This is a genomic window from Paenibacillus sp. Soil787 (assembly GCF_001429545.1).
Lineage (GTDB): Bacteria > Bacillota > Bacilli > Paenibacillales > NBRC-103111 > Paenibacillus_E.
In genome coordinates this window covers 1-23,130 of the sequence record NZ_LMSP01000046.1, presented here as the reverse complement: position 1 = coordinate 23,130, position 23,130 = coordinate 1, and the positions used below count along the sequence as shown (strand labels likewise).

16 protein-coding genes are annotated in these 23,130 nt (G+C 44.2%); 2 read left to right on the top strand and 14 right to left on the bottom strand.

Annotated features, from left to right (window positions below; translation table 11 throughout):
• The first annotated feature begins 35 nt into the window (after positions 1-35).
• Positions 36-539 (top strand): hypothetical protein, encoded by a 504-nt coding sequence (locus tag ASG93_RS30180; protein WP_156411100.1) that lies wholly within the window; start codon positions 36-38, stop codon positions 537-539.
• A 27-nt stretch (positions 540-566) separates the two neighbouring features.
• On the opposite strand, the gene ASG93_RS30175 is transcribed toward ASG93_RS30180, so the two are convergent.
• The 8 genes from ASG93_RS30175 to ASG93_RS30140 form a co-directional block, all read right to left on the bottom strand.
• The gene (locus ASG93_RS30175) at positions 567-1,484 is read right to left on the bottom strand and encodes an SGNH/GDSL hydrolase family protein (protein WP_056838251.1); all 918 of its coding nucleotides are present in this window, start codon (positions 1,482-1,484) and stop codon (positions 567-569) included.
• A 60-nt stretch (positions 1,485-1,544) separates the two neighbouring features.
• Positions 1,545-2,225, bottom strand: a complete 681-nt coding sequence (locus ASG93_RS30170; RefSeq protein WP_056838248.1) for a GntR family transcriptional regulator — start codon at positions 2,223-2,225, stop codon at positions 1,545-1,547.
• Positions 2,226-2,393: 168 nt separating this feature from the next.
• Positions 2,394-6,881 (bottom strand): X2-like carbohydrate binding domain-containing protein, encoded by a 4,488-nt coding sequence (locus ASG93_RS30165; RefSeq protein ID WP_235551027.1) that lies wholly within the window; start codon positions 6,879-6,881, stop codon positions 2,394-2,396.
• A 94-nt stretch (positions 6,882-6,975) separates the two neighbouring features.
• On the bottom strand, positions 6,976-8,655 hold the full coding sequence (locus ASG93_RS30160; protein WP_056838244.1) for an extracellular solute-binding protein: 1,680 nt from the start codon (positions 8,653-8,655) through the stop codon (positions 6,976-6,978).
• A gap of 117 nt (positions 8,656-8,772) precedes the next feature.
• Complete coding sequence (locus ASG93_RS30155) at positions 8,773-9,669, bottom strand: carbohydrate ABC transporter permease (protein WP_056838242.1); 897 nt, start codon at positions 9,667-9,669, stop codon at positions 8,773-8,775.
• A 19-nt stretch (positions 9,670-9,688) separates the two neighbouring features.
• Positions 9,689-10,657 (bottom strand): ABC transporter permease, encoded by a 969-nt coding sequence (locus tag ASG93_RS30150; protein ID WP_414858900.1) that lies wholly within the window; start codon positions 10,655-10,657, stop codon positions 9,689-9,691.
• A gap of 211 nt (positions 10,658-10,868) precedes the next feature.
• A complete protein-coding gene (locus tag ASG93_RS30145; protein ID WP_063891996.1) occupies positions 10,869-13,181 on the bottom strand; it encodes a helix-turn-helix domain-containing protein in 2,313 nt (770 codons plus the stop codon).
• Between the two features lie 268 nt (positions 13,182-13,449).
• Positions 13,450-15,756, bottom strand: coding sequence for a glycosyl hydrolase family 95 catalytic domain-containing protein (locus tag ASG93_RS30140; RefSeq protein WP_056838240.1), 2,307 nt, complete (start codon positions 15,754-15,756; stop codon positions 13,450-13,452).
• Between the two features lie 273 nt (positions 15,757-16,029).
• On the opposite strand from ASG93_RS30140, the gene ASG93_RS30135 reads away from it, so the two are divergent.
• The gene (locus ASG93_RS30135; protein WP_056838238.1) at positions 16,030-16,245 is read left to right on the top strand and encodes a hypothetical protein; all 216 of its coding nucleotides are present in this window, start codon (positions 16,030-16,032) and stop codon (positions 16,243-16,245) included.
• Between the two features lie 223 nt (positions 16,246-16,468).
• Here the strand turns inward: ASG93_RS30135 and ASG93_RS30130 are convergent, their stop codons facing one another.
• The 6 genes from ASG93_RS30130 to ASG93_RS30110 form a co-directional block, all read right to left on the bottom strand.
• Positions 16,469-17,371: a polysaccharide deacetylase family protein gene (locus ASG93_RS30130; RefSeq protein WP_056838236.1), complete on the bottom strand. Its 903-nt coding sequence runs from the start codon at positions 17,369-17,371 to the stop codon at positions 16,469-16,471.
• Between the two features lie 154 nt (positions 17,372-17,525).
• Positions 17,526-18,854 (bottom strand): DRTGG domain-containing protein, encoded by a 1,329-nt coding sequence (locus ASG93_RS30125; protein ID WP_056838234.1) that lies wholly within the window; start codon positions 18,852-18,854, stop codon positions 17,526-17,528.
• A 104-nt stretch (positions 18,855-18,958) separates the two neighbouring features.
• A complete protein-coding gene (aceB, locus tag ASG93_RS30120) occupies positions 18,959-20,539 on the bottom strand; it encodes a malate synthase A (RefSeq protein WP_156411106.1) in 1,581 nt (526 codons plus the stop codon).
• Positions 20,540-20,588: 49 nt separating this feature from the next.
• Positions 20,589-21,866, bottom strand: coding sequence for an isocitrate lyase (aceA, locus tag ASG93_RS30115; protein ID WP_056838233.1), 1,278 nt, complete (start codon positions 21,864-21,866; stop codon positions 20,589-20,591).
• A 34-nt stretch (positions 21,867-21,900) separates the two neighbouring features.
• Entirely contained in the window at positions 21,901-22,068 is a 168-nt protein-coding gene (locus ASG93_RS35560) for a hypothetical protein (RefSeq protein WP_156411099.1), read from the bottom strand.
• A 188-nt stretch (positions 22,069-22,256) separates the two neighbouring features.
• A complete protein-coding gene (locus ASG93_RS30110; RefSeq protein ID WP_056838231.1) occupies positions 22,257-22,454 on the bottom strand; it encodes a hypothetical protein in 198 nt (65 codons plus the stop codon).
• Positions 22,455-23,130 lie beyond the last annotated feature (676 nt).

Here is a 23,130-nt window from a genome sequence, read left to right as displayed (position 1 = left end):
AATTTCGTATATATTCTTATATTATTTTACTAACTGTGATGTTGACAGGAGCAGCTTGTTCCTCCAATCAACCGAAATCATCGCCAAGCCCCGAAGCTACAACTAGCACGACGGCTGCTCCGCAAGCAACTGCTGAAAGCCAAGATGCCGTTAATATGAAAGGCTATATAGCTGCTAGAATCGCTCAGGAGAAAGTGGACTTCCTCTTTGCGGAAGCCAAATCCACTGATGGCGCGTTTATCCTCAACCCTAAAGCTGCTGACGGTAAAGAAAAAGCTGTGAAATTTCTTTCCAGCTACTTTGATACTGCAATGATTGATAAACTAATTGCGCATTACCTAACTGATCAAAAAGCGGATAATGCTATCGTAACAAACAAAAAATCATTCTTCACTTCAAACCTTCTTGCAACGAAGAAAGAAGAGATTACGTTTGACGCGTCGAATACGAAGGATCAAGATAAGTTCACAACCAAAGACGGTGTGACTTACACGACCAAAAAAGTGAACGACAAATTCGTTGTCGCTGATGTTCAATAGGAGTAACAGTCAAAAACAGGAATGATTTTATTGGGACTTCACGGCGATCATCCGAATTTGCTTCGTGATCTCTTCGTCTTTTCTCAAGGCTGCTTCAAGTGGCAAAGCTTCCTTTTTACTTGGATTGGTATGACCTACATGTTCTTTCCAAGCCGAGCCTAATAACTGCTGACGCTGCAAAATCAATTGAAATAATGGGGATTTATCGGGTTGTTCTACGAAATCTGGCATCTGTTCCAAAGTAATATGAAATAAACGACTTAATAGTGTTTTTGCAATCACCCAATGACCATCTGCGTTGGGATGAATACCGTCGCCGGAACGATAGCCGGGGTTGTTATCGCGTTCTTGTTCTCTATGCTGAAGAAGTGGGTCGTAGATATTCACGACTTCATCCGCAGTTGAATCCAACGTTAACAGCCAATTCGCATAGTATCTGATGACATCATTGTAGCGTGCATATGGCTCCTTGTAGCTGTAGTCTTTCTGACCATCGGGCAAAAGAACATTAGCGTTCATAGATTCGGGATCAAAAGGCGGAGGCGTTATGACGATGGATTTTGCCCCGCTTTGATGGACCATCCGAATGGCTGTAAGCATCCCATTTTGATAAGCTAGAAAGCGTTCTACAGAAAATGGAGCATAAATGCCATCATTCATTCCATATCCCAAAACAACCCAATCTGGGTTGCTTTCTTGTAGTGCCCTTGCTAATCGATCATGGATACAAGGACGTGGAAATGGATGGTCGGCCTCGGTTAATCCGGAGGCAGTCTCACTGCTTATGCCAAGGTTTATGAATGTAAAAGGAATGTCGGGCGTATGCAGCTCAAAATAAGTATCCAGATAAGTAATAAACGTCCCTTCATCTGTAATACTGTCTCCCAGAAAAACGATTCTTTTACCGCCAGTCAACTGTGATTCCTTTCCTTCGCTTTGGCTCATCTTAAACCCCCTTTAAATCATATATCATGTGTGATGTTTATCGATAGAGGAATACTATGATTAATTACTACCTGCTTTCATAAAGTGAGCATTCGTCCTTATGCGAGAATTACTAATATGCTTGGACATGGCATCGGATGCGCCTTTGGGATCTCGCTGCTTTAATTTCTGTAAGACCGCATTATGTTCCGACCATTCCTCATTCGTGGTATTGATATCTAAATTTAATTGGATATATGTTAAATATCTTTGAATCTGTTCAATATATCCCCTAACTAAATTCTGCAAATTGGTATTCTCGCAATAGTCAAGAATAGTACCATGTAGTGACATGTTCATTTCCTTAATTGTCCCCAAACCGTTAGCCGATTTCGGTGATTGCTGCGTTTGAAGGGAATTCATGGTTTCCTGGAGCAGCTCAAGTGTTTCGTCAGGAATAAGAAGCGCGGCCTTTTCAACAGCTAGTGGTTCAAGCTGCAGTCTAATTTCAAATAATTCGTCCAACTCTTTGACACTCATCATGTTAACAAACATGCCTTTAAAAGGAATGACATTGAGATACCCTTCCGATTGCAATCTGGAAAGGGCCTCACGAATCGGAATGTTGCTTACCTCTAAAGCGCGCGCTAATTGATCAATGTTAATTTTTTCGCCGGATTTCAATTTATGCGTTAAAATGTCTTCTTTGACTATCCGATAAATTTCTTCGGTTAAATTAACACGACTAATTTTACTGCTCATGTGAACCCCTCACTCTTTTTACACTCAATATATCATGTATGATTACGGGTTATCAAATAATAAATACCGAGCCCTCCCTTGACAACAAGAAGGACTCGATATCTCGGATACCTATGAGGTACTCTTAGAAAATTTGTTCGCCGCAGTCGGTCGAATATTTACTAGGACTTAGTGATGTTGATTTCCATGCTCATTCTGATGATTATTCTGCTCACCATCATCTTGATCATTCTGGTCATCGTCTTCATCATCATCCTGATTCTCGGATTTCTTACTTGTTTTAAAAGTAATTTCAGCCCCATAGCTCGTTCCCGCCGAGTTGATCGCGTATGTTCTGGCGTAATACGTCGTATGAGGTTTCAATTTCGTTATTTTTCCGCTAAATACGCCTAATCCTGAACCAATGACAACTTTGGTTGATCCGGAACCGGTTATTATAGGAGTAGGTGCTGTTGAATACACAATCCCTCGTGATGTGACCTGAGCTCCTCCATCTGATGTTACATTCCCGGCAATAATTGCACTTGTACTTTTGACTATAGAGACCCCAGTCGTTGTTACGGCAGCCGTTGACGGAACCTGCGCAACCGTATAGCTCAATTTATCCAGCAGCATATAGCTGCCTGATTTTTTCACGACTTTGATCGTATGCAAGCTGTTGGAAAGACCGGAAATACTGTACACCGTTTGTTGGACTAACCGCGTTGCATTGTATGTGTTAACGGTTTGTTTGAAAACATTATCCACGTACACGTCGATTTCGCCCTGTGAAACATCTTTTTCCGTAATAACGGCAATTCCAGTTCCTTTAAAGGTGTATGTGAAATAATCATTGTTCGTTTCTGTAAAATGCGCGTCATTCTGATGATCCCCACTGAAGACGAACGTCAGGTTCGTAGTTCCCACCGGCTGAGCTGCAAGGTATTCCTTCTTGATCGTTAACGTATTACCGACTAATGTATAATCGGTGCCTGGCACTAGAGTAGTACGGCCATTGTCAATTCGATCAAGTACATACTCGCCCAGTGATAACGTTGTACTCACATCTGCCTGTGCAGCTATCATTTTGTCAAAACTGCCTGTATCAGGACTCATCAGATCGCCTACAAGTATCGTTAATTTATCGAGCAGCATATAGGATCCCGATTTCTTCACAACTTTAAGTGTATGAGAACCACTTGGCAATCCTGCAATGCTGTACACCGTTTGCTGTGCTAATCGACTGGCATGATAAGTACTTACGGTTTCCTTAAATACATCATCAACATAAATATCGATATCGCCCTGCGAAGTATCCATCTCGGTGATCAACGCAATGCCCGTTCCCTTGAAGACATATTCAAAATAATCATTGTTATTCTCGGTGTAATGAACATCGTTCTGATAATCTCCGAGTCCCCGATTGTTGCTATAACCCCATGAACCGGAATAATGAATCGCAGCGTTCGTATCATTGATGCTAGCCGTGGCGCCATGGGATGCGGGAACCGTTTGTACGGTCAATCCTGACGCTGCCGACGGAGTCAACTGGATCGAAGTCACAGATGGTACTACTTGAACCGATTGTGCTGACACCTGTCTATACACACTTCCCGTAACTGTGCTGCCCGCAGCTGATGGAGTCACGCTCAATTTATCCAGCAGCATATATGACCCAGATTTCTTCACTACTTTGATGGTATGAGGACCATCCGGCAGTCCCGCGTTACTGTATACGCTTTGTTGGACTAACCGGACATCATTAAATGTACCCACTGTTTGCTGGAACACGTTATCTACATAAATATCGATATCGCCCTGCGAATTATCTTTCTCCGTAATCAATTCGATGCCCGTTCCTGTAAAAGCGAACTCGAAGTAATCGTTGTTAACCTCGGAATAATGAACATCATCGTTATAATCTCCGAGTCCCCGACTGTAGCTATAGCCCCAAGAGCCTGTATAAACAATGCTCGGATCGTTATCGTTAACAGAAATCGGTGTAATCGTCACCGAGCTGTCGCTTACTTGTATTGGAAGGTTCTGAGACGCTCCCCCACTGAAGGAGAAGATCAGATCCGTCCAGCCATTAGGTTGAGCCGCAAGGTATTCCTTCTTGATCGTTACGACGTTACCCGATAACGTGTAGTCGGTACCCGCAACCAATGTGGTTCCACCGTTTGTAATCCCGCTGAAGGTATAGCTGCCTGGTGTCAAAGTACTCGTAACGTCTGCCTGTGCCGTCGCCTTTTTATCAAAGCTTCCTGCAGCAGGATTAATCAGATCAGCGATGAGAACTCGCAATTTATCAAGGAGCATGTAAGAACCTGATTTTTTCACAACCTTAAGTGTATGAGGACCGCTGGATAGTCCTGAAATTCCGTAGACAGGTTGTTGGGCTAAACGGCTCGAATAATACGTGCTAATCGTTTGTTTAAACACACCATCCACGTAAACATCTACATCGCCCTGTGATGAATCCATTTCTGTAATGAATTCAATGCCCGTTCCGGTAAAGGTATATTCAAAGTATTCGTTATTTCTCTCGGTGAATTGCACATCATTCAAATAATCGCCTAGTCCTCGATTCGCGCTTAGCTGCCAAGCGGCCGAATACGTAATCCCAGCGTCGTCGTTATTGATAGCAATGGATCCGCCTTGAGCAGTGTTGCTTATAACAATCGCAAGCGTCTGCGGATTGCCGGCGCTGAAGGAGATGAGCAAGTTCGTTGTTCCCAGCGGTTGTAGAGCTAAGTACTCCTTCTTGATCGTTACTGTGTTGCCAGATACAGTATAGTCGGTGTCTAAAACCAGCGGTGTTCCGCCATTCGTTATTGCACTTAACTGATTACCGTCTAATAGCATAGTAGTCATAACATCCGCCTGCAATGATACCTTCTTGTCGAAATTCCTAGTCGATGGAAGAATCGTGCTGTTCTTAGGCGAGGTGTCGCTTACTGCAATTTCCAGAATCGGTCTAGCTCCGGCGCTGAAAGTGAAAGTAAGCTGCGTAGTTCCGACCGTTTGTGCAGCTAAGTAACCTTTCTTGATCGTAACCGAGCTGCCTGAAACCGTATAATCAGTGCCTAGCACCAAGTCTACACCGTCATTCGAAATACCACTCAATGTGTTCCCATTCAAAGTCATCGTTGTCGAAACATCGGACTGAGCGGTTATATTTTTATCAAAGTTCGCTGTAGACGGGCTGATCGTACTATTTTGTGCCAAGGAGTCGATCACGGTGATGGCAAGATTCTGAGTGGCACCCAGTCCCCTGTTGCTGTTTCGCTGCCAATCGCCCGTGTAGGAAATTCCCGTATCATCGTCATTGATGGAGGAAACGCCACCTTGCGATGTAACCTTTAACAAACGAGAAGCATGTGGGGCCAAATCCCCTGAACTGAAACCGGAGTTATACACGCCTAGTTCATTATGACTCCACAAATCACGTACAGAGGCAGCGCCGCTTAAACCGATATCACTCCAATTGACGTTGACCGCCGCGTTCGAGCTTCCCAGGTTAAACAGTCCAACGGTATAGGTTCCATCACCGTTGTTCGCATACCAGACCTGCTGCTCGGATGCAAGAGATACAGGATGTGCCGGCTTACCGGCCTGATTGACGGCGATTGCTTCATCGTTCGTCAACAGCTTAATGCCGAACTCGTCCAGGTTGGTTAAGTCATTGCCTGTATATAGCTGAGCCGATGAGATGGCCCAGAAAGTCATCGCTGTCTGCCGCTCATCCGGTGTAATGCCATCCATGGCGCCGTTACCGATATTCAAGGAATCGAAATTATTCCATCCGCCCGGACCTGCGTGGCGCCACCACTCTCCAGCTCGTGGAAATAGCCTTGCGATATTCGCCCAATTGGTTAATCCCGCTTTGCCGCAATAACATTCAATATCCCAGTCGACACGCCATCCATTCGCATACTTCTTCCAAGTGTCAACGTAGTTAATATCCAGCGCCCACGATAGCTCGAACCAAATATGGTGCGGAGCGAGGGCCTGGGACCAGGCTTTGACATCACCACGAGCATCAATAGACGTGTCATTATGTCCGGAGCCCGGAGTCACGCTATCGAACTTTACAAAATCAACACCCCACGAGGCAATCTCATCGGCAATGGAGTTGATATAGCTCTGCGCACATGGCTTAGCGTAGTCAATTTTGTAACCTATATTCCAATAGTCCGCCGTAGTTAATGGAAGTACTACGATGTCTTGTGCATGGCAGGTGGTACCATAGATTGGCAAGTTGGCGTCATACGCTGCTGGCGACATGCCCGGTATAAAATAGAGACCAAACTTTTGCCCATTGTTATGTACATGATTGATGACCTCACTAAGACCATTCGGATACAAAGTGGTGCTTGGCTGTGGACGCCCATATTCATCCATACTTCCATTCCAGGCTGCATCTACGTTGATATAATTATAGCCATGGGGCTGAAGTACCGCATGCATAGCGTCAGATTGCGCCATAATCTGTGCGGCTGTAATCCAATTTCCGCTGTTATACACTTGCATGCTGTAGCTGCTCCAGCCCATGTATGGTTTTTGCGCTAATCCATTATCGGCTGCTTGTACGGGTTGTCCTTTCGGAATAAAGACGGCAACCAAAGTGATAAAGAAAATAAACACCAGCAACCAAAATCTAGTTTTCTTCATCATATATCCCACATTATACATCTCCTTCAGCGTTAAAATTCGTAGAAAAAGCCAGGTGCTTTTCCTAAACAAACACCTGGCTCTTCTTCATCCATCGTTATTTTTTTATGGCTGCAGTATCATAAGCCTTTTGCAGAATTTCAAGATATCTGCTCATTTTCAAGTTTTCGAGACCTTTCACATAGGCATCCCAATCTTTGGTCAAGTCCTTATTTCCAGTAATAAATTGAAGCGAACTTTGCTCAATATAGTTCTTAATGTTTGTTTGGAGAATACTTGCTTCGTCTGTGAGTGCCGGATCAATCCAAATCGCCCACATCGGGAATAGTTCCTTCGGTTCATGACCTTGGTACAAGAGCGTCGCATCGTACAGTCTGCGTTCGTAGTTGGCTGAGTCGTAAATATCCGTCCCTTGCACGAAGCTGTCTCTATACTCCTTCGGCTGGTAAAAGTGCCCCATACCGCTCCATCCGGCATTATGAGGAGGCTGCCCATCAACAGCTGGAATCGATGCAATTAATGGTGTAACTCCCTTGCCTAGCGCCACTTCGCCATCTTTCGGTTTTCTCCAATCGATGCCTTCCATACCTGATGCTGCATTCGTTTGTCCTTCTGTCGTATACATATAATCAACCATTTTGATCAAAGTGATTTGTGCTTCTTTACTTGCTTTATTCGTAAGAACGAATTTCGCTCCCGGAATTAAGCCGCCACCATCATGCGTTGCTAATGAACCATGCGGTCCTGTGAGCGGAGATACTGGATTATAATCAGCTGAATTTTTGTTTCCTTTATCAATGTTAACGAAGATGGCTGGATGCATGCCCGCGCCTGCACCTAGAATTTGTCCCCCAGCGTTTTCGCCAATTTTCTTAAAAGCTTCGGCATTTTGCGTAAAAGCACCTGGATCGATCAAGCCCTCATCGTACAAGGATTTAATATAAGCAAGTCCTTCTTTCCATTCCGGCTTATTGGCCGCAATATCCACTTTACCGTTAACTAAGTTCAGGTAATTCCGGTCGTCATCATAGATGAAGCCGTTCATCAGGAACGGAATGACACGCACACCGAAATCCTCAATCGATCCGCTAAGCGGAACTTCGTCAGCTTTACCATTGCCGTTCGGATCATTCTTTTTGAAAGCTTGAAGCACCTTCTTGAAATCTTCGGTCGTTTTCGGCATTTCAAGGTTTAATTTCTTCAACCAGCTTGTATTGATCCACATTTTGTTCGGATAGGAACAGTGGAAACATTGTGTATAGGAACCAAGTCCGTATATTTTTCCATCTGGCGCTGTGACGAAACTTTTGAGTGTTGGATCCTTTTCCATCGCCTTTTTAATATTAGGAGCATACTGGTCGATCAAATCATTCAATGGAAGCAGAACGCCCTGCTTACCGAACTTGAGAAGATCGGCTTGTGAGAATTGGTCGATATAGGCCGTTAACATATATGCCTCAGGATAATCGCCGCTCGCTAAGGAGATTTGACGCTTTTCTTTGGCCCCATCAAAAGGGATGATTTCAAACTTAAATTTTGCGTTGAACTTGCTTTCTAAATGTTTCGTGAAAAGGTTGGTATTCAAATCAATGTTATTATCCTGTTGGGCAAATACGCTAATTTCGACGGGTTTTGCCTCTGCTTGTGTTGCACTTGGCGATGCTGTCCCTGCTGAAGGACTCAACGATGCCGTAGTCTCCACTTTACTCGAACATGCGGCAAGAACCATACTGAACATCAAGATGAAAACCAATGCGCTGACCGATCTTCTTTTCAATTGAATCCGCTCCCTTTTTTGAATGGACTAGCTTTCTTATCGTTTAATCCTTAGCGCTTTGTTTTTTGTCAATCACCCCTTTCAATTCTTCAATAAGATATGTTATCCCTCTTTCCATTACCCTTTTACAGAACCTACCAACATGCCCTGAACGAAGTAGCGCTGTACAAACGGGTAGATGATGAGTACTGGAAGCGTTGCCACGACAATCAGTGAATATTTCAAAAGCTCGGCCAACTGCTGTCTTTCTACCAGCTTCAAGGCATCTGTCGCATTGGAGCTATTGTTAAGAATGATAATGCTTCGCAAGATGAGCTGAAGCGGAAATAATTTGGCGGTTTTAAGATAAATAAGGGCATCGAAGTAAGAATTCCATTGACCCACAGCGTACATTAAAAACAGAACAGCTATGATCGGTTTCGATAACGGAACCACGACACTCCACATGAACCTGAGATCGCTGCATCCATCGATTTCACTAGAATCAATTAATTCATCCGGAATCGAGGATTGAAAGAATGTCCTTGCAATGATCACTTGCCATACCCATATCGCGTTAGGAATCAATAAGGCCCATCTGGTATCGATTAGCCCCATCTGCTTCACAACCAAGTAAGTGGGAATCAATCCTCCGCTAAATAACAACGTGAATGTAATGAGCATCATCAGCATATTTCTTCCGAACAACGTTTTACGTGATAATGGATAGGCAATCATGATCGTAAGTGCTACACTGATGATCGTTCCAGCAGCCGTATAAAATAAGGAATTGGCGTAGCCTGTCATAATTTTCGGATTTTCAATGAGAGTTGAATACCCCTTAAGGGAAAACTCTACCGGCCAAAGAAACACACGACCTGAAGTTACCGCCGATGGACTGCTGAACGAGCTGCTAAAAATATAAATAAGCGGATATAAGACGACAACTAATAGGAGGCTCAGTATCACGTAGATGCTCATCAAAAATAGTTTATCGCCAACCGAATCTCTGATCGTCGGTTTCATCGTATTCATCGTTTGGTTCCTCCATTATTTACCAGATGCTCGTATTCGATAAGCGCTTTGCCACCATATTTACACCAACTAGTAGAATTAAATTAATAACGGAATTAAACAAGCCCACCGCCGTTGCAAAGCTATAGTTCGCGTTCAATAAACCTATTTGATACACGTAAGTGGCAATCACTTCGGAACTTACCTTGTTCAGCGGATTTTGCAGCAGATAGATTTTTTCGAAGCCAAGCGACATGACACTTCCTACATTCAATATGAAAACAATCGTGATCGTTGGCATGATGCCAGGCAAGTCGATATGACGGATTTTCTGAAATCTTGAAGCGCCATCAACCTTGGCTGCCTCATAGAGTGAAGGATCGACTCCCGCTAATGCAGCCAAAAAGATAACAGCCGAATAGCCTGCCGTCTGCCAAATATCCGACCACACATAGATTGAACGAAACATGCCGGGTTCCCCGAGAAAATTGATAGATCCCAGTCCAAAATGATTCATCGCGACATTCACGAAGCCTAACCGAGGTGCTAGAAAAAGCATAATAATCGATACCATAACGACGGTGGATATAAAATAAGGCGCAAATGATACCAATTGAACAAACCGCTTAAATTTGCCGTTACGTATTTCATTTAGAGCTAAGGCTAACAAAATAGGAATTGGAAACCCGACGATTAACAAGTATCCGCTAATGAGAAGCGTATTTTTAATTAACGTCCAAAAGATCGGATTTTCAAAAAACAACCTAAAATGTTTGAATCCCACCCACGGGCTTCCCCATATCCCTTTCGTGACGTTGTAATCCTTAAAAGCAAGGACGGCATTCAACATCGGATAGTATTTAAAAATAAGGAAAAACAAAGCTGGCGGAATAACGATAAGATATAATTGCCAGTGTTTTCTAAAACTCTTTGCTGCTGCAGTGAGGAGGCCTCCGCGCTCTTTTGGTACCACTCTGCTGCGTTCGATTACCATTCCTTTTTCCAACATGCTCCCCCCTAAATTCCTCATACCGATATGATAACGCTTTCTATATGGCTGATTATAGGGGGCTATTGCGGCCCTCGTATAGGTACAATTGCGTCGTTTTGCGAACAAATAACCCGAATTTAGCGGACATTTCTCCTATTCGAACGGCCATATTTCCCGCTACAGCCATTTAAGACAGAAAAAAACCTAACCGCCGAAGCGATTAGGATTTTCATTCTGCTGGAGACTGTCTGAACGAGCTTGGTGATATGCCCATAACCCGCTTGAACGCCCTTCGAAAAGAATGTGAACTGTTATAGCCAACTTGCGAAGCGATTTCATCCACATTGAATTGATTTCTTTTTAAAAGAGTCGCTGCGTGGTCCATTCTAACTTTTTCCAAATGATCGGATAAATTGGTCCCCGTCACCTCTTTAAATAATTGCGAGATGTATTTTTCAGGACGTTCTACAATTTCAGCTATTCGATATAGGTTTAGATCGGGATCTGAATACTTTTCAGCGATATATTCATTAATTTGCTTCACGGTTTTAATGTGTGCATCGTTCTTTTTACTCGTGATGAGACCGCACATGGCTGAGATAATCTCATTTATTTCACGCGAAATGAGTTCAATGGCTTCAGTCGCCCCAATACTAATGATCCGATTTTTGATTTTCTCGAACATCGGGGATTCCATGAGCGCCTTCTGGTCGAGTAATTTAAGCAGCGTTCCTTTCACTTCTCCGATGAACTGATGCTTCATCTCCACAGACAGCTCTCGATTTTCCGTATTTTGCTCGATCATCGACTTAACGATCCGCTCGGCTTCATCCACATCGCCTGCCCTAATCGTACTAATTAATCGCAGCTCCACATCGATTGGATAATAATAGGTGTTACTTTCTACTCGTGTATCACTGTACCAAACGATCCCTTTTCTATTCATATATACGGCGTATTCCAAGGCCTGTCTGGCTTGCTCATAGGAACGGCTGATCTCCATGACAGAGGAAAAAGGATCGCTTAGTGTGGCTGTGATGGTAATTCGATAATCGGTAAAGGCCAGATTGGCAAGATTAGCCACAAGCTGCTCGATATCTTCCTTGGCAACTTCTTTACTTTCATCTTTTTCTCCTGACGTAAATAGGGTTACTATGCGATCTGAACCCAAATCTGTCATATGAACATGCAGGTTGCTGCCTAAATCCATTAAAATCTGTTTCAGGATAAGTCTGGCCGCATTCAATTCGTTGAGAATTTCAACGCTTTCCATGCCGGAGTACCCATTGATTTGCAAAATACCCGTATATCCGGCATTCATATTAAGCCCTATGTCAGCCTGCGCGGCAGCAGAAATCCATTCATCCTTCGATTGAAATTCTCCTGCAATTAACCTTTTATAAAAGGTATCGCGAATTAATGGCAGCTGCCGATTAAGCTCAGACTCAAGACGTTTGTTGTTGGTAATGATACTCGATATATTACCCTGCAAGAAATCATATTCATTGCGTTCAGTCGTTGCTTCCTTGCCAAACTGCTCTTTCATCACGCTAAGCAGCCTATTGATCGGGGCCGCATTTCGATAAGACAGCATAAAACCAACAAAAAGTCCGATCAGTAGAGCAACACCGGTCACTGACCATGTGATGTACTTGATTTTATTCGCATTCTCCATTAAGACATGTCTTGGAACGCCTGTACTGTATACCCAACCCGTTGATTTGGATTGAATCCTTATCACGAGATCATCTTCATAGAATTGACTGATTTTCCCTTTATCGAAGCGGCTATCAGCGGATAATTGATCTATTCCCTGTTGACTGATCCCCTGCAAGCTAATGGTACGTCCTTCCGCATCGCTAATATACGTCCAACCGCCGTTCGGCTCTCTTAACCCAGACAATACACTGTTGATGGTTTGCTCATCGATAATTGTGACAACCGTTGCCGGTGAAGAATCACTAAAGCTGTCTAATGGGAGCGATTGCATAAAGGTGATGACTGAGGTTTGAATGCCGTTTTTGACAAAAGGACTCAGCGGCATGATTTCGCTTCTATGCGTTTTCTCTAATACCGTTTTCTCCCATTCGTCCAAGGAAAGATTGCTGTAATGGGAAGTCTGATAATAATGCTCAGGGCGAAAATAGGCGTTACCTGGCGTCATAACGACGTTAAAATTCCTCAAATAAATATAGAATTGCTTCAAAAAATCATTCGTTTGGCTGTAGGCCTTAATATCTCTCGTTATTTTCCAGACCCCATACACATTTGCTTTATCATCGACCAATTTTTCGTTCAAAAGGACACTCAGGTCTTGGTTTAAAGCCAATTGTCTCGTAAAACTTTCAACTTCAGCCATTCTGCGTTCCAGAATCTCTTGGCTCTTTTGAAGCTGCGTCACATTATTTTCAATGGAAATCGATTGTGTGACTGTGATCGAAGTACGGTATGACATATAGCCTGCGATGCTGGGGATGATCAAAATAACGATATAAGAGATCAGAAACCTTCGAAATAATCTGGAATACTTGGGCACTGGCATTTCTCCCTTCCATTTTGGAGGTTTCGGAATATGTTCTTTAACATGTTAGCACGATTCTTCAACCAAAGATATACGACTCCGTCGTCCTTCAGGGACGAGCGCGTTTGTCAAGACTGATGACGCGAAGTGTAATAAAACTTATACTTTCTACAAAAAAAAACCCTAGTCGGGTCTTTTCCGGTATGACAGCGCTTACTATACGACTAATTATATAGATACAGGGCATTATCGTATAGGTACAATTGGGTCGTAGACCATACAAATTTCCTTATTCTAGCTGAGGCACGTTCAACTGCTTATCAATTCTATAAATAGAATTTGGCGTTAGAACGAGCGGAACGCTTTGTTCACGGTAGCGCAGAAATGTTTGACCCGCCGAAAATGCTTGAATTGTGGCCTCCATCAACTCACCGTTCTCCCAGACGATATCAACTTCTATATTTCCTTTGGCCCGCAGTCCTGAAACTTTACCTGTATGCCATTTCTTAGGCAGGGCGGGAAGTAAATTGATTTCTCCCGCATGACTTTGCAGCAGCATTTCCGCTATCGCCGCTGTCCCTCCAAAATTTCCGTCTACGACAAATATGTGTTTCTCTGCTCCGGCAATTCCCGGTTTGGAAAACGTTAATAAGTTATCGAAGCTCAATTGACCAATTAAATGGGTTAAATGCTTATAGGCATGTTCGCCTTCCTCTAATCGGGCGAAGCTCGCTGCAAAAGAGGCAACCGTGAATTCAACATCTTCCAACGCCTCGCGAGACATGCGATTTTCTAATGTGGTTCTGGCAGCGGCGCTCAGTTCCGGTGTTCCTCTTAGGGTGATTTGGTTGCCCGGATGTAAGCTGATTAGATGAGATAAGTGACGATGATCTGGCTGTGCTTCTTTATAATCTTCCAGCCATTCCTGTAATTGTCCCCGGTTGCCAATACGAAGAGGTGGCAGCATTGCGATGGCTTGCTTCAATTTTGTTTGCAAATCGAAATCCACTTGCAGCGTATCGGCAGCCTCCAAACAAAAGACGAATAAGTCTCGAACCAACACTTGATCGAGTGTTGAACCCATCGACAATTGGTAAACGTTGTCTTCGATATAAAAGCTATTTTCCGGTGAGTTGGAAGGTCCTGTTACAAGCCACGCATATTGTGGATGCAGCGTCATGTAGTCAAGGAAAAAGGCAGCGGCTTCTTTCATCACAGGATAAGCTCGCTGCGCTAAGAACTCCCGATTTAAGCTAAATTCATAGTGTTCTCGCAGTTGGCCCGCAATCCATAAGCCGCCTGTAACATTCAGTCCCCATGAAGTTTCCCAGCCTGGAGCAGTAAATCCCCATGCATTTGAGAATACGTGAGCCACCCAGCCTTCGCATCCATAAAAGTCATGCGCTGTCGTTCGGCCGGCTTCCGATAACAGCTCCAAATAATTCATTAAAGGGATATGACATTCTGCCAAATTGCTGACTTCCGTTGGAAAGTAATTCATTTGCGTGTTGATATCCAGGTGGTAATCACAGCTCCATTGCATACGATTGGCCTCGCCATCATTCCAAATGCCCTGTAAATTTAGAGGCAACGGAGAATCCGCACGTGAACCAGAAATCATCAAATAGCGGCCATATTGATAAAATAAGGCAAATAATTGCGGATCATCAACTTGTCCGTTCTGGAAAAGACGAATTCTCTCGTCCGTTGGCAGGCGGGACGCGTCTGAATGACCTAGGTCAAGATTCACTCGGCCATACAAGCGATGATAATCGGATATGTGATTTTCTTTAAGCTTTGCGTAACCAAGAGCTAATGACTGCTCCAATTGTCGGCCTGATTCCTGCAGCCAGCCTTCATCATTTTTTCCATAATCGGTATTAGCGGCAAAGTAGATGCATGCTTCATCCGCATTGCTTACGACGATTTGATTATCCGTTATGACAATGGTTCCGCCCTGTGCCACTACTTTGACCATGCCTTGACAGAAAACACCGCACTTACCGTCACTATGCATGGATTCTGTCGCTTGTCCTTCAAAAGTAATCGTAGCGTCATTGGCAAACCACTTTTTAAAATTATCAGTCAGACCTTCCATTCCTAACGTGAATGAAATACCCCCTCTTTGTTCACTCCAAAAGCGTGAAGCCACAATATCATCAGCGTGCGAAGCAAATATTTCCCGGGTAAAGTTATTCCCATTTACGCTGTAAGAAGTATGAAAGATAGCGTTTTCAAGATTTAGTACACGCTGGAGATCCTCACCATGATGCTCCATATGCAAGATTAGGTTACACACCTGCAAATTCGTACCGAAGTTTTTCTTTTTAGGCTGCAGTGCCTTCTGAGCTAGCTCTTCCCCCCGCTTGTAATCCCCTGCGAAGAAATGCTCCCGCATCTGATCAAGATCAGCTTTACCCTTTGAATGGCTTTCGATCCTCTCCGTTTTTCCAGACCAATAGGTAACTTCCGTCATACTCCAGATTTCCTTCTCTATCCCACCATAAATGACGGAACCTAGTCTTCCGTTGCCGATTGGCAGTCCTTGCGACCAGTTCAGCGCAGCGCCTGTATACCATAGTTTCAAATCATTCATGCAGGTTTAGCCTCCTCAATTTCATTACACATTATATATCGTGTATGATTCGAATCTTATCATTTGCGATTAATCGTGTAAAGACACGATAGCTCCTCATGAAAAAGTAATGGCAACATGATGAAAACCGCTTCCGCCTAATTTGCTAATTTTCCCCATAGGATTCAACTACCTTTTCATTATTTATTAATACGATACGAATAACGAATAATTTAGTCAAATTGTGGCAATATTAACTTTGCCTAAAAAAACAATAGATCGGAGATGTATGCCATGTCTGACCAACAATCCGAACAACAAAGTGCAGAAATAGAAGCCCATAATGCGGTAGCTGATGCCCTAAGCGAATTGAATACAGCACAATCGATTAATAATCATCGAAGAAGGGCTGTTCAGCAAGCACACGAGCAACTTGACCAAGCACATGCCCAATTAGCAGAAGCACGGACAGAACAATCTGGTAGTGCTGATGAAGATAGCCTCACGTAAATAAGGAGTATCCACATTTTTACATGAAGGCGCTGTCCTCAAAAATGATAAATTCATGAGAGGGGCAGAGAGAACGTAGTGACGCTATTTACGTGAAATATGCTCTAATTCACGAAATGAGGAACATAGTGACGCTATTTCGTTGTTTTTTGCTTCGAATAGCATAAATTTCAACAAATAGCGTTCTCTCGTTCCGCCAATTCAATGGATACGGATCCTCCTCTCACTTTTTACGATCATAGCTTTGCAGCTTCTTCAGAAAGTTATCCGCGGAAACATAAGGCATGCCAACATTCAAACGGTATATTTCTCTGCTGTCCCCCGCATTAATCCCTTCTTTTGTCGTGATAAAATAACGGAACCCCATCTCTTTGGCGTCATCCATAACGGTCTGATTATACTCCCCAAAAGGGAAACACAGCATGGAAAGCTTATTGTCTAGCTGCGTTTTTAGCATAGTTTCGGCTATCCATAGATCCTCACGGACTCTTTTTCTCCATTCCTCTTCTGTCTCGAGCCGCTTTTCCTGTTCCAGGAAAAGGCGATTGGTAAGAGTAGGTACCGGGTTTACTCCGTCACCTCTCTTTTTTTGGTGTAGATTAAACGTATGAGAATAGAAACTGAATCCATCGCGTTTCATCTCCTGCGTTTGCTTCCAAGTCAGAAAGGGCAGAGAAGGATAATCAGAATCCAAATAACTTACAACTACAAAGTTAGTTGCCGGGAACCCTTGCTTTTTCAGTAACGGGTAGGCCTTCTCATAAAAAGATCGATAGCCATCATCGAATGTAATCACGACAGCATTCGGGGGAATTGACTTTCGATGCTCTAGAAAACAGCTATATTCTTCGATCGGGATCACATTATAATGATTTTCTTTTAATACCTGGAGGTGCTGATTAAATTTAGCCGGGGTAATCGTCACAAATGACTCGTTGTCATCCAGATGGTGGTAGGTAAGAAAAATAGCTTGATTGGTATAATGAATAACCTTGGTATCCACTGCCGGCCTAATGATTGCGCTTTCATTTATGCTGGAGCAAACCTGATTGAGGTTATCATCCGGATTCCCCACATTCCCCCAAGGCGCTAAAGCTAGCATTAAGTAGAAGATCCATGCATTCATTGGCCGTGACTCCTCCCTTAGTTTAATTAGAAAAACATAGATAACCAGCCCGCACTTCGTCATTAGATAAATAATACATATCATTTTCAGTCTAAACTTATGCTTCTCTAAACGAAAAAAGCCACCTCAACGGGTGGCTATTCTTCCTTTTCAATTATAAAATTCGTGCCGTAAACATGGATCTAGCGACTCTAGTGCCGTTCGTCCTGATTTCCATATCAATCTTGCAAAATCTGCGGCTCATCTCCACGATCGAGGGTACGATTTCGATGACGTCATCGATTTGCAGCGGGATCAGAAAATAACTGGAAGAACTATCTAGAATAAGATCGCCTTTCTTGTTTTCCTGAACCGTGCGGTAAGCCGCACGAATCATTATCGTTGTCAGCACACCCTCAGAGACCAATCCTTCGAAATTCGTCATTTGCGGTGTAACCGTTCCTTGGAAATACAGCTTGCCTTCCTCATCTCGAAGCTCGTCAATCCCCGAATAGATCTGCACCTCGAACGTTTCAGCGTTCTGAGGCTGCCTTTGCATATGCTGCATCGCTTTCATAACATCCTTACGGCTAATGACTCCGATCATCTTGCGATCGGTATCGATCACGGGCAGCAGCTCAATACCTTCCCACACCATGGTATGTCCAGCTGATGCTACCGACGTTTTCAAGTTAATCATGAGCGGATTAGGAGTCATCAAGGTGCCAACGAGCTGATTCGGCTTCGCACCTATGATGTCCTTCGTCGTGATCATGCCGATCGGCACCTGATTGTCGTCGATGACAGGATACCGGGTATGCGTCGTTTCCTCAACCAGCTTTTGCATGTCTTTGACCGTATCAGCCGCGAGCAGCGAATAAATGGGGCTGTCTTTGCGCACGATGTCATCGACGATCATAATCTTTTTCTTAATAAGCCGATCTTCCATGGCACGATTAATCATCGTAGCAACCGTGAAGGTATCGAATGAACTGCCGATAATAGGCAGCTGCAGTTCATCTGCAAGCTCCTTAACTTCAGGCGTGGTATCAAATCCACCGGTAATCAATACGCCAGCGCCCTGACTTAGCGCACACATATGTGCTTGTACACGATTGCCGACAATGAGCAAATTGCCTGCTTCAATATACTTCAGCATGGCCTCCAGCTGCATCGCGCCAATCACGAATTTATTCAGGGACTTATGTATACCCGAAGAACCACCCAGCACAACGCCTTCCACTACATTCACGATTTCTGAGAATGTTAATTTATCAATGACGGGTTCTTCTTTCTTTTCCATGCGAATTGTGCCGATCCGCCGTTTGGTGCTCACTAGACCGATATTTTCCGCTTCTTTGATGGCACGATAAGCCGTACCCTCACTCACATCCAGATCTTGCGCGATTTGCCGAACGGACAGCTTGGTGCCTACAGCCAAAGATTCAATATATTTCGTAATTTGTTCATGCTTCGTATGAAGCTCCGAATGGCCCGTGCTCATGGTTCACACCTCGCTGAACTGTTCTATAACATTGAAATAATTATAGTCTATTCAAATAAAAAAAGACAGAAGCCTCATAAAGGCCCTGTCTCAAATTACTTCTATTACAAATACCGATACCCTTGTTCAGTTAAAAAAGCTTCAAATTCAGGTGAAACCGTCATCTGGGTAAAAAGCACATTTGCTAGATCAAACTTCATTTGCTGGAATGACTCTTCCCCAAGCTTTTCTTTGATCTTTGCCAACTCTTCAACTTGAATCTGCCCAAATAGTTCTGCCGTTACTTTGCGCCCGTCATCCAGAATCCCTAGTGGATGGTGGATCCACTGCCAAAGCTGCGCACGTGATATTTCCGCTGTGGCCACGTCTTCCATCAAATTGTTGATGGGTACAGCCCCGAAACCACGCAGCCAGGCTTCCAGATACTGAATGCCGACGCTGACGTTTGTCCGAATCCCATTCTCTGTTATCGGCCCCAGCGGCACCTCTAGCAATTGTTCAGCTGTAATTTCGATACCAGATAGCTGCTTGTCAATTTGATTCGCTGAAGGCATATGCTCATCGAATATCGCTTTTGCCACAGGGACTAATCCAGGATGAGCCACCCATGTGCCATCGTGACCGTTTCTCACCTCGCGCAGCTTATCTGCTCTTACTTTCGCCATTGCTTCTTCGTTTGCCGCAGGATCATTCCTCACCGGAATTTGTGCGGCCATGCCTCCGATGCAAGAAGCATTCCGCTTATGACAAGTCTGAATGGCGAGCAGTGAATAAGCTTTCATGAACGGTGATTCCATCGTTACGAGGGCACGGTCGGGAACGATGACGTGCGGCTGCTTCTGCAGCTTTTTAATATAACTGAAGATATAATCCCACCGTCCGCAGTTCAGTCCTGCGCTGTGCTCACGAAGCTCGTACAAGATTTCGTCCATTTCAAAAGCAGCGACGATCGTCTCGATAAGCACCGTAGCTTTAATCGTGCCTTGCGGAATGCCCAGCTCCTGCTGCGCAAATAGGAACACTTCATTCCAAAGACGTGCCTCCATATGGCTCTCTTGCTTAGGCAAGTAAAAGTAGGGTCCGCTTCCTTGCTGAATCAATGCCTTTGCATTATGAAAAAAGAATAGGCCAAAATCAAATAGCGAACCTGACACAGGGTGCCCATCAACCTGCATATGCTTCTCTTCCAAGTGCCAACCGCGAGGACGAACTTTGAGCACTGCCGTCTGAGCTTGAAGATTGTAGCTTTTCCCTTCCGGACTGTCGAACGTGATCGTTCGCCGAACAGCATCGTACAAATTCACTTGACCCTCGATCGTATTGTTCCACGTTGGCGAGTTAGCGTCCTCGAAGTCTGCCATGTAGACGTAAGCACCTGAGTTGAACGCATTAATGACCATCTTACGATCGCCTGCCGGACCTGTAATCTCAACGCGCCGGTCTTGCAAATCCACAGGGATTGGTGCTATGGTCCAATCGCTGCTGCGTATTGTTGCTGTTACCGGTAAAAAGTCCGGCAGCTCACCAGCATCAATACGACTTTGCCTCAGGTTACGCTGCTGCAATAGCTGAAGGCGTTTTGCTCCAAATGTTCGCTCAAGCAGCGCCACGAATGCTAATGCTTCCGGGGTGAGAATCTTCTGCCCCTCTATTGTAGTCGGTTCGATTTCAATTCCCCTAAGCATGGTTTGATCGATCAATACCTTCATCTCCTTTGACCATTTGGCATTGCTTTTAGTGGGCAAATTGCTCCTCTTCCGTTGAACCGGAAAGCGCAGTTGTGGAAGAAGTACCGCCGGTAATAACTTGGGAAACTTCGTCGAAATAGCCCGTTCCTACTTCGCGCTGATGGCGTGTCGCTTCATAGCCGCGAGATTCACTAGTGAATTCCGTTTGTTGGAACTGAGAGTAAGCAGCCATTCCACGATCTCTATAATCGTGAGCGAGTTCAAACATGCTGTGATTCAAAGCATGGAAGCCTGCCAACGTAACGAACTGGAATTTATAGCCTAGCTTACCTAGCTCTTGTTGAAATTTTGCAATCGTAGGTTCATCTAATTTCTTCTTCCAGTTAAATGAAGGGGAGCAGTTATAGGCGAGCAGTTTGCCTGGGAATTTCTCGTGAATCGCTTCAGCAAAGCGTCTTGCCTCCTCCAGGTTGGGCTCCGATGTTTCACACCAAATCATATCCGCATAAGGGGCATAAGCCAGACCGCGTGAGATGGCTTGATCCAAGCCTGCCTGTACATAAAAGAATCCTTCGGGTGAACGTTCGCCAGTTAGAAACGGTCGATCATTCTCATCAATGTCGCTCGTCAAGAGACTTGCTGCATTCGCATCTGTTCTGGCGATTAGCACCGTCTCTACGCCCATCACATCGGCAGCCAATCTTGCAGCGATAAGATTTTTTACGGCTTGCTGCGTTGGCAGCAGCACCTTACCGCCCAAATGGCCGCATTTCTTCTCGGAGGAGAGCTGATCCTCGAAATGGACAGCAGCGGCTCCAGCCTCAATCATGCCTTTCATTAGCTCGAACACATTAAGCGGTCCACCAAATCCAGCTTCTGCGTCTGCCACAATGGGAAGAAAGAAGTCAATGCTTCCCCTGCCTTCTGCATGCTGGATCTGATCGGCGCGCTGCAGCGCCTGATTAATTCTTTTCACAACGCTAGGTACGCTGTTAGCTGGATAAAGACTTTGATCGGGATACATATGACCGGATAAGTTCGCATCGGCGGCAACTTGCCAACCGCTCAAATAAATCGCTTTAAGTCCTGCTTTTGCTTGCTGCACAGCTTGATTTCCCGTTAGAGCGCCAAGTGCAGGCACAAAGTCCTCTTCATTAACCCGTTCCCAGAATTTGCGAGCTCCCTGCTCAGCCAATGTCTGTTCAATCACTACGGAGCCACGAAGGCGAAGCACATCCTCTACGGAATAAGGTCGAGATACCTCTTCGAATCGCTTGGAATTCCAGCTTGCTTGCAGTTGTTCACGTTGACTTTGTTTGCTCATAATCCTATGCACTCCTTTATTGGGGTTTGTTTTCTTAAAAGGATACGTCTAGAAATCCGCTGCCGCCGCAAATCGGGCAAGTATTCGGCCAGAGTACACGATCCTGACCAAAATGGATGGATGACCCCTCTTTGTGAAAGTGCTCATCTGTGCTTCTCATTTCCTCTAAATCTCCATTACCTTGGCATGTTGGACAATCCATGGTTGTTTCCTCCTCAAATGTATTAATACAGTATTATTTTTTATATATAATATATAACACATCCCCGAATAATGTTCAATACTGTTTTATAAAATTAATTATTTTTTTTAATATACTATAACAATAAAAAAACCTACCGAGAATTCGGTAGGCTTTCATTTCATTTTATAAGTTGCGCAGTCCGCCAATTATCCCACTTCCACATCATTATCAAAGGCATAGTACAGTGTCAAAGACAATGGAGACAATGGATACAGAGCAGTTTCACCGCATTCATCGTGTTCTTTATGAACTTCTCGTTTTGCAACAGCCCGCTGAAAATCATAGGCGCGAAGGTTTGTGAATTTCCTTCTTTCAAACTCCATCGACGATGCCAAACTACTCATAACCATCTCTCCCTTCAACATATGAACAATGTACTAATACAGAATTCGTTTATATGTTATATTGTATAACTAAACAAAACATTTATGCAATAACAATTTTAAAATATTTTTATTGTTATATAACAATAAAATAAAAAATTGTTATTGCAACTGTTGAAAATTTTCTATTGTCTTCATTCAGATATAAAAAATAGCCGCATGCTCCGGAAATAAATTTTCAGAGCATGCCACTACCTTGTGCGCTAGCGTCCGGTGGCGACCGATCCGACGACTTTGCGCACTATTTTTGTGCGCTTGCGTCCGGTGGCGACCGATTCGACGGCCTTGCGCACTATTTTTGGTGCTTGCGTCCGGTGGCGACCGATTCGACGGCCTTGCGCACTATTTTTGTGCGCTTGCGTCCGGTGGCGACCGATYCGACGRYCTTGCGCACWATTTTTGTGCGCTWGCGTCAGGTGGCGACCGATTCRACGGCCTTGCGCACTATTTTTGTGCGCTAGCGTCCAGTCGCGACCGATCCGACGATCTTGCGCACAATTTTTGTGCGCTAGCGTCCAGTCGCGACCGATCCGACGATCTTGCGCACAATTTTTGTGCGCTAGGAGTCTGTCCGACGAATTGAGTTTTGCAGGTCACTGCCTGGCGACAGATTTATGTCATTTCCAAATTAAGTAAT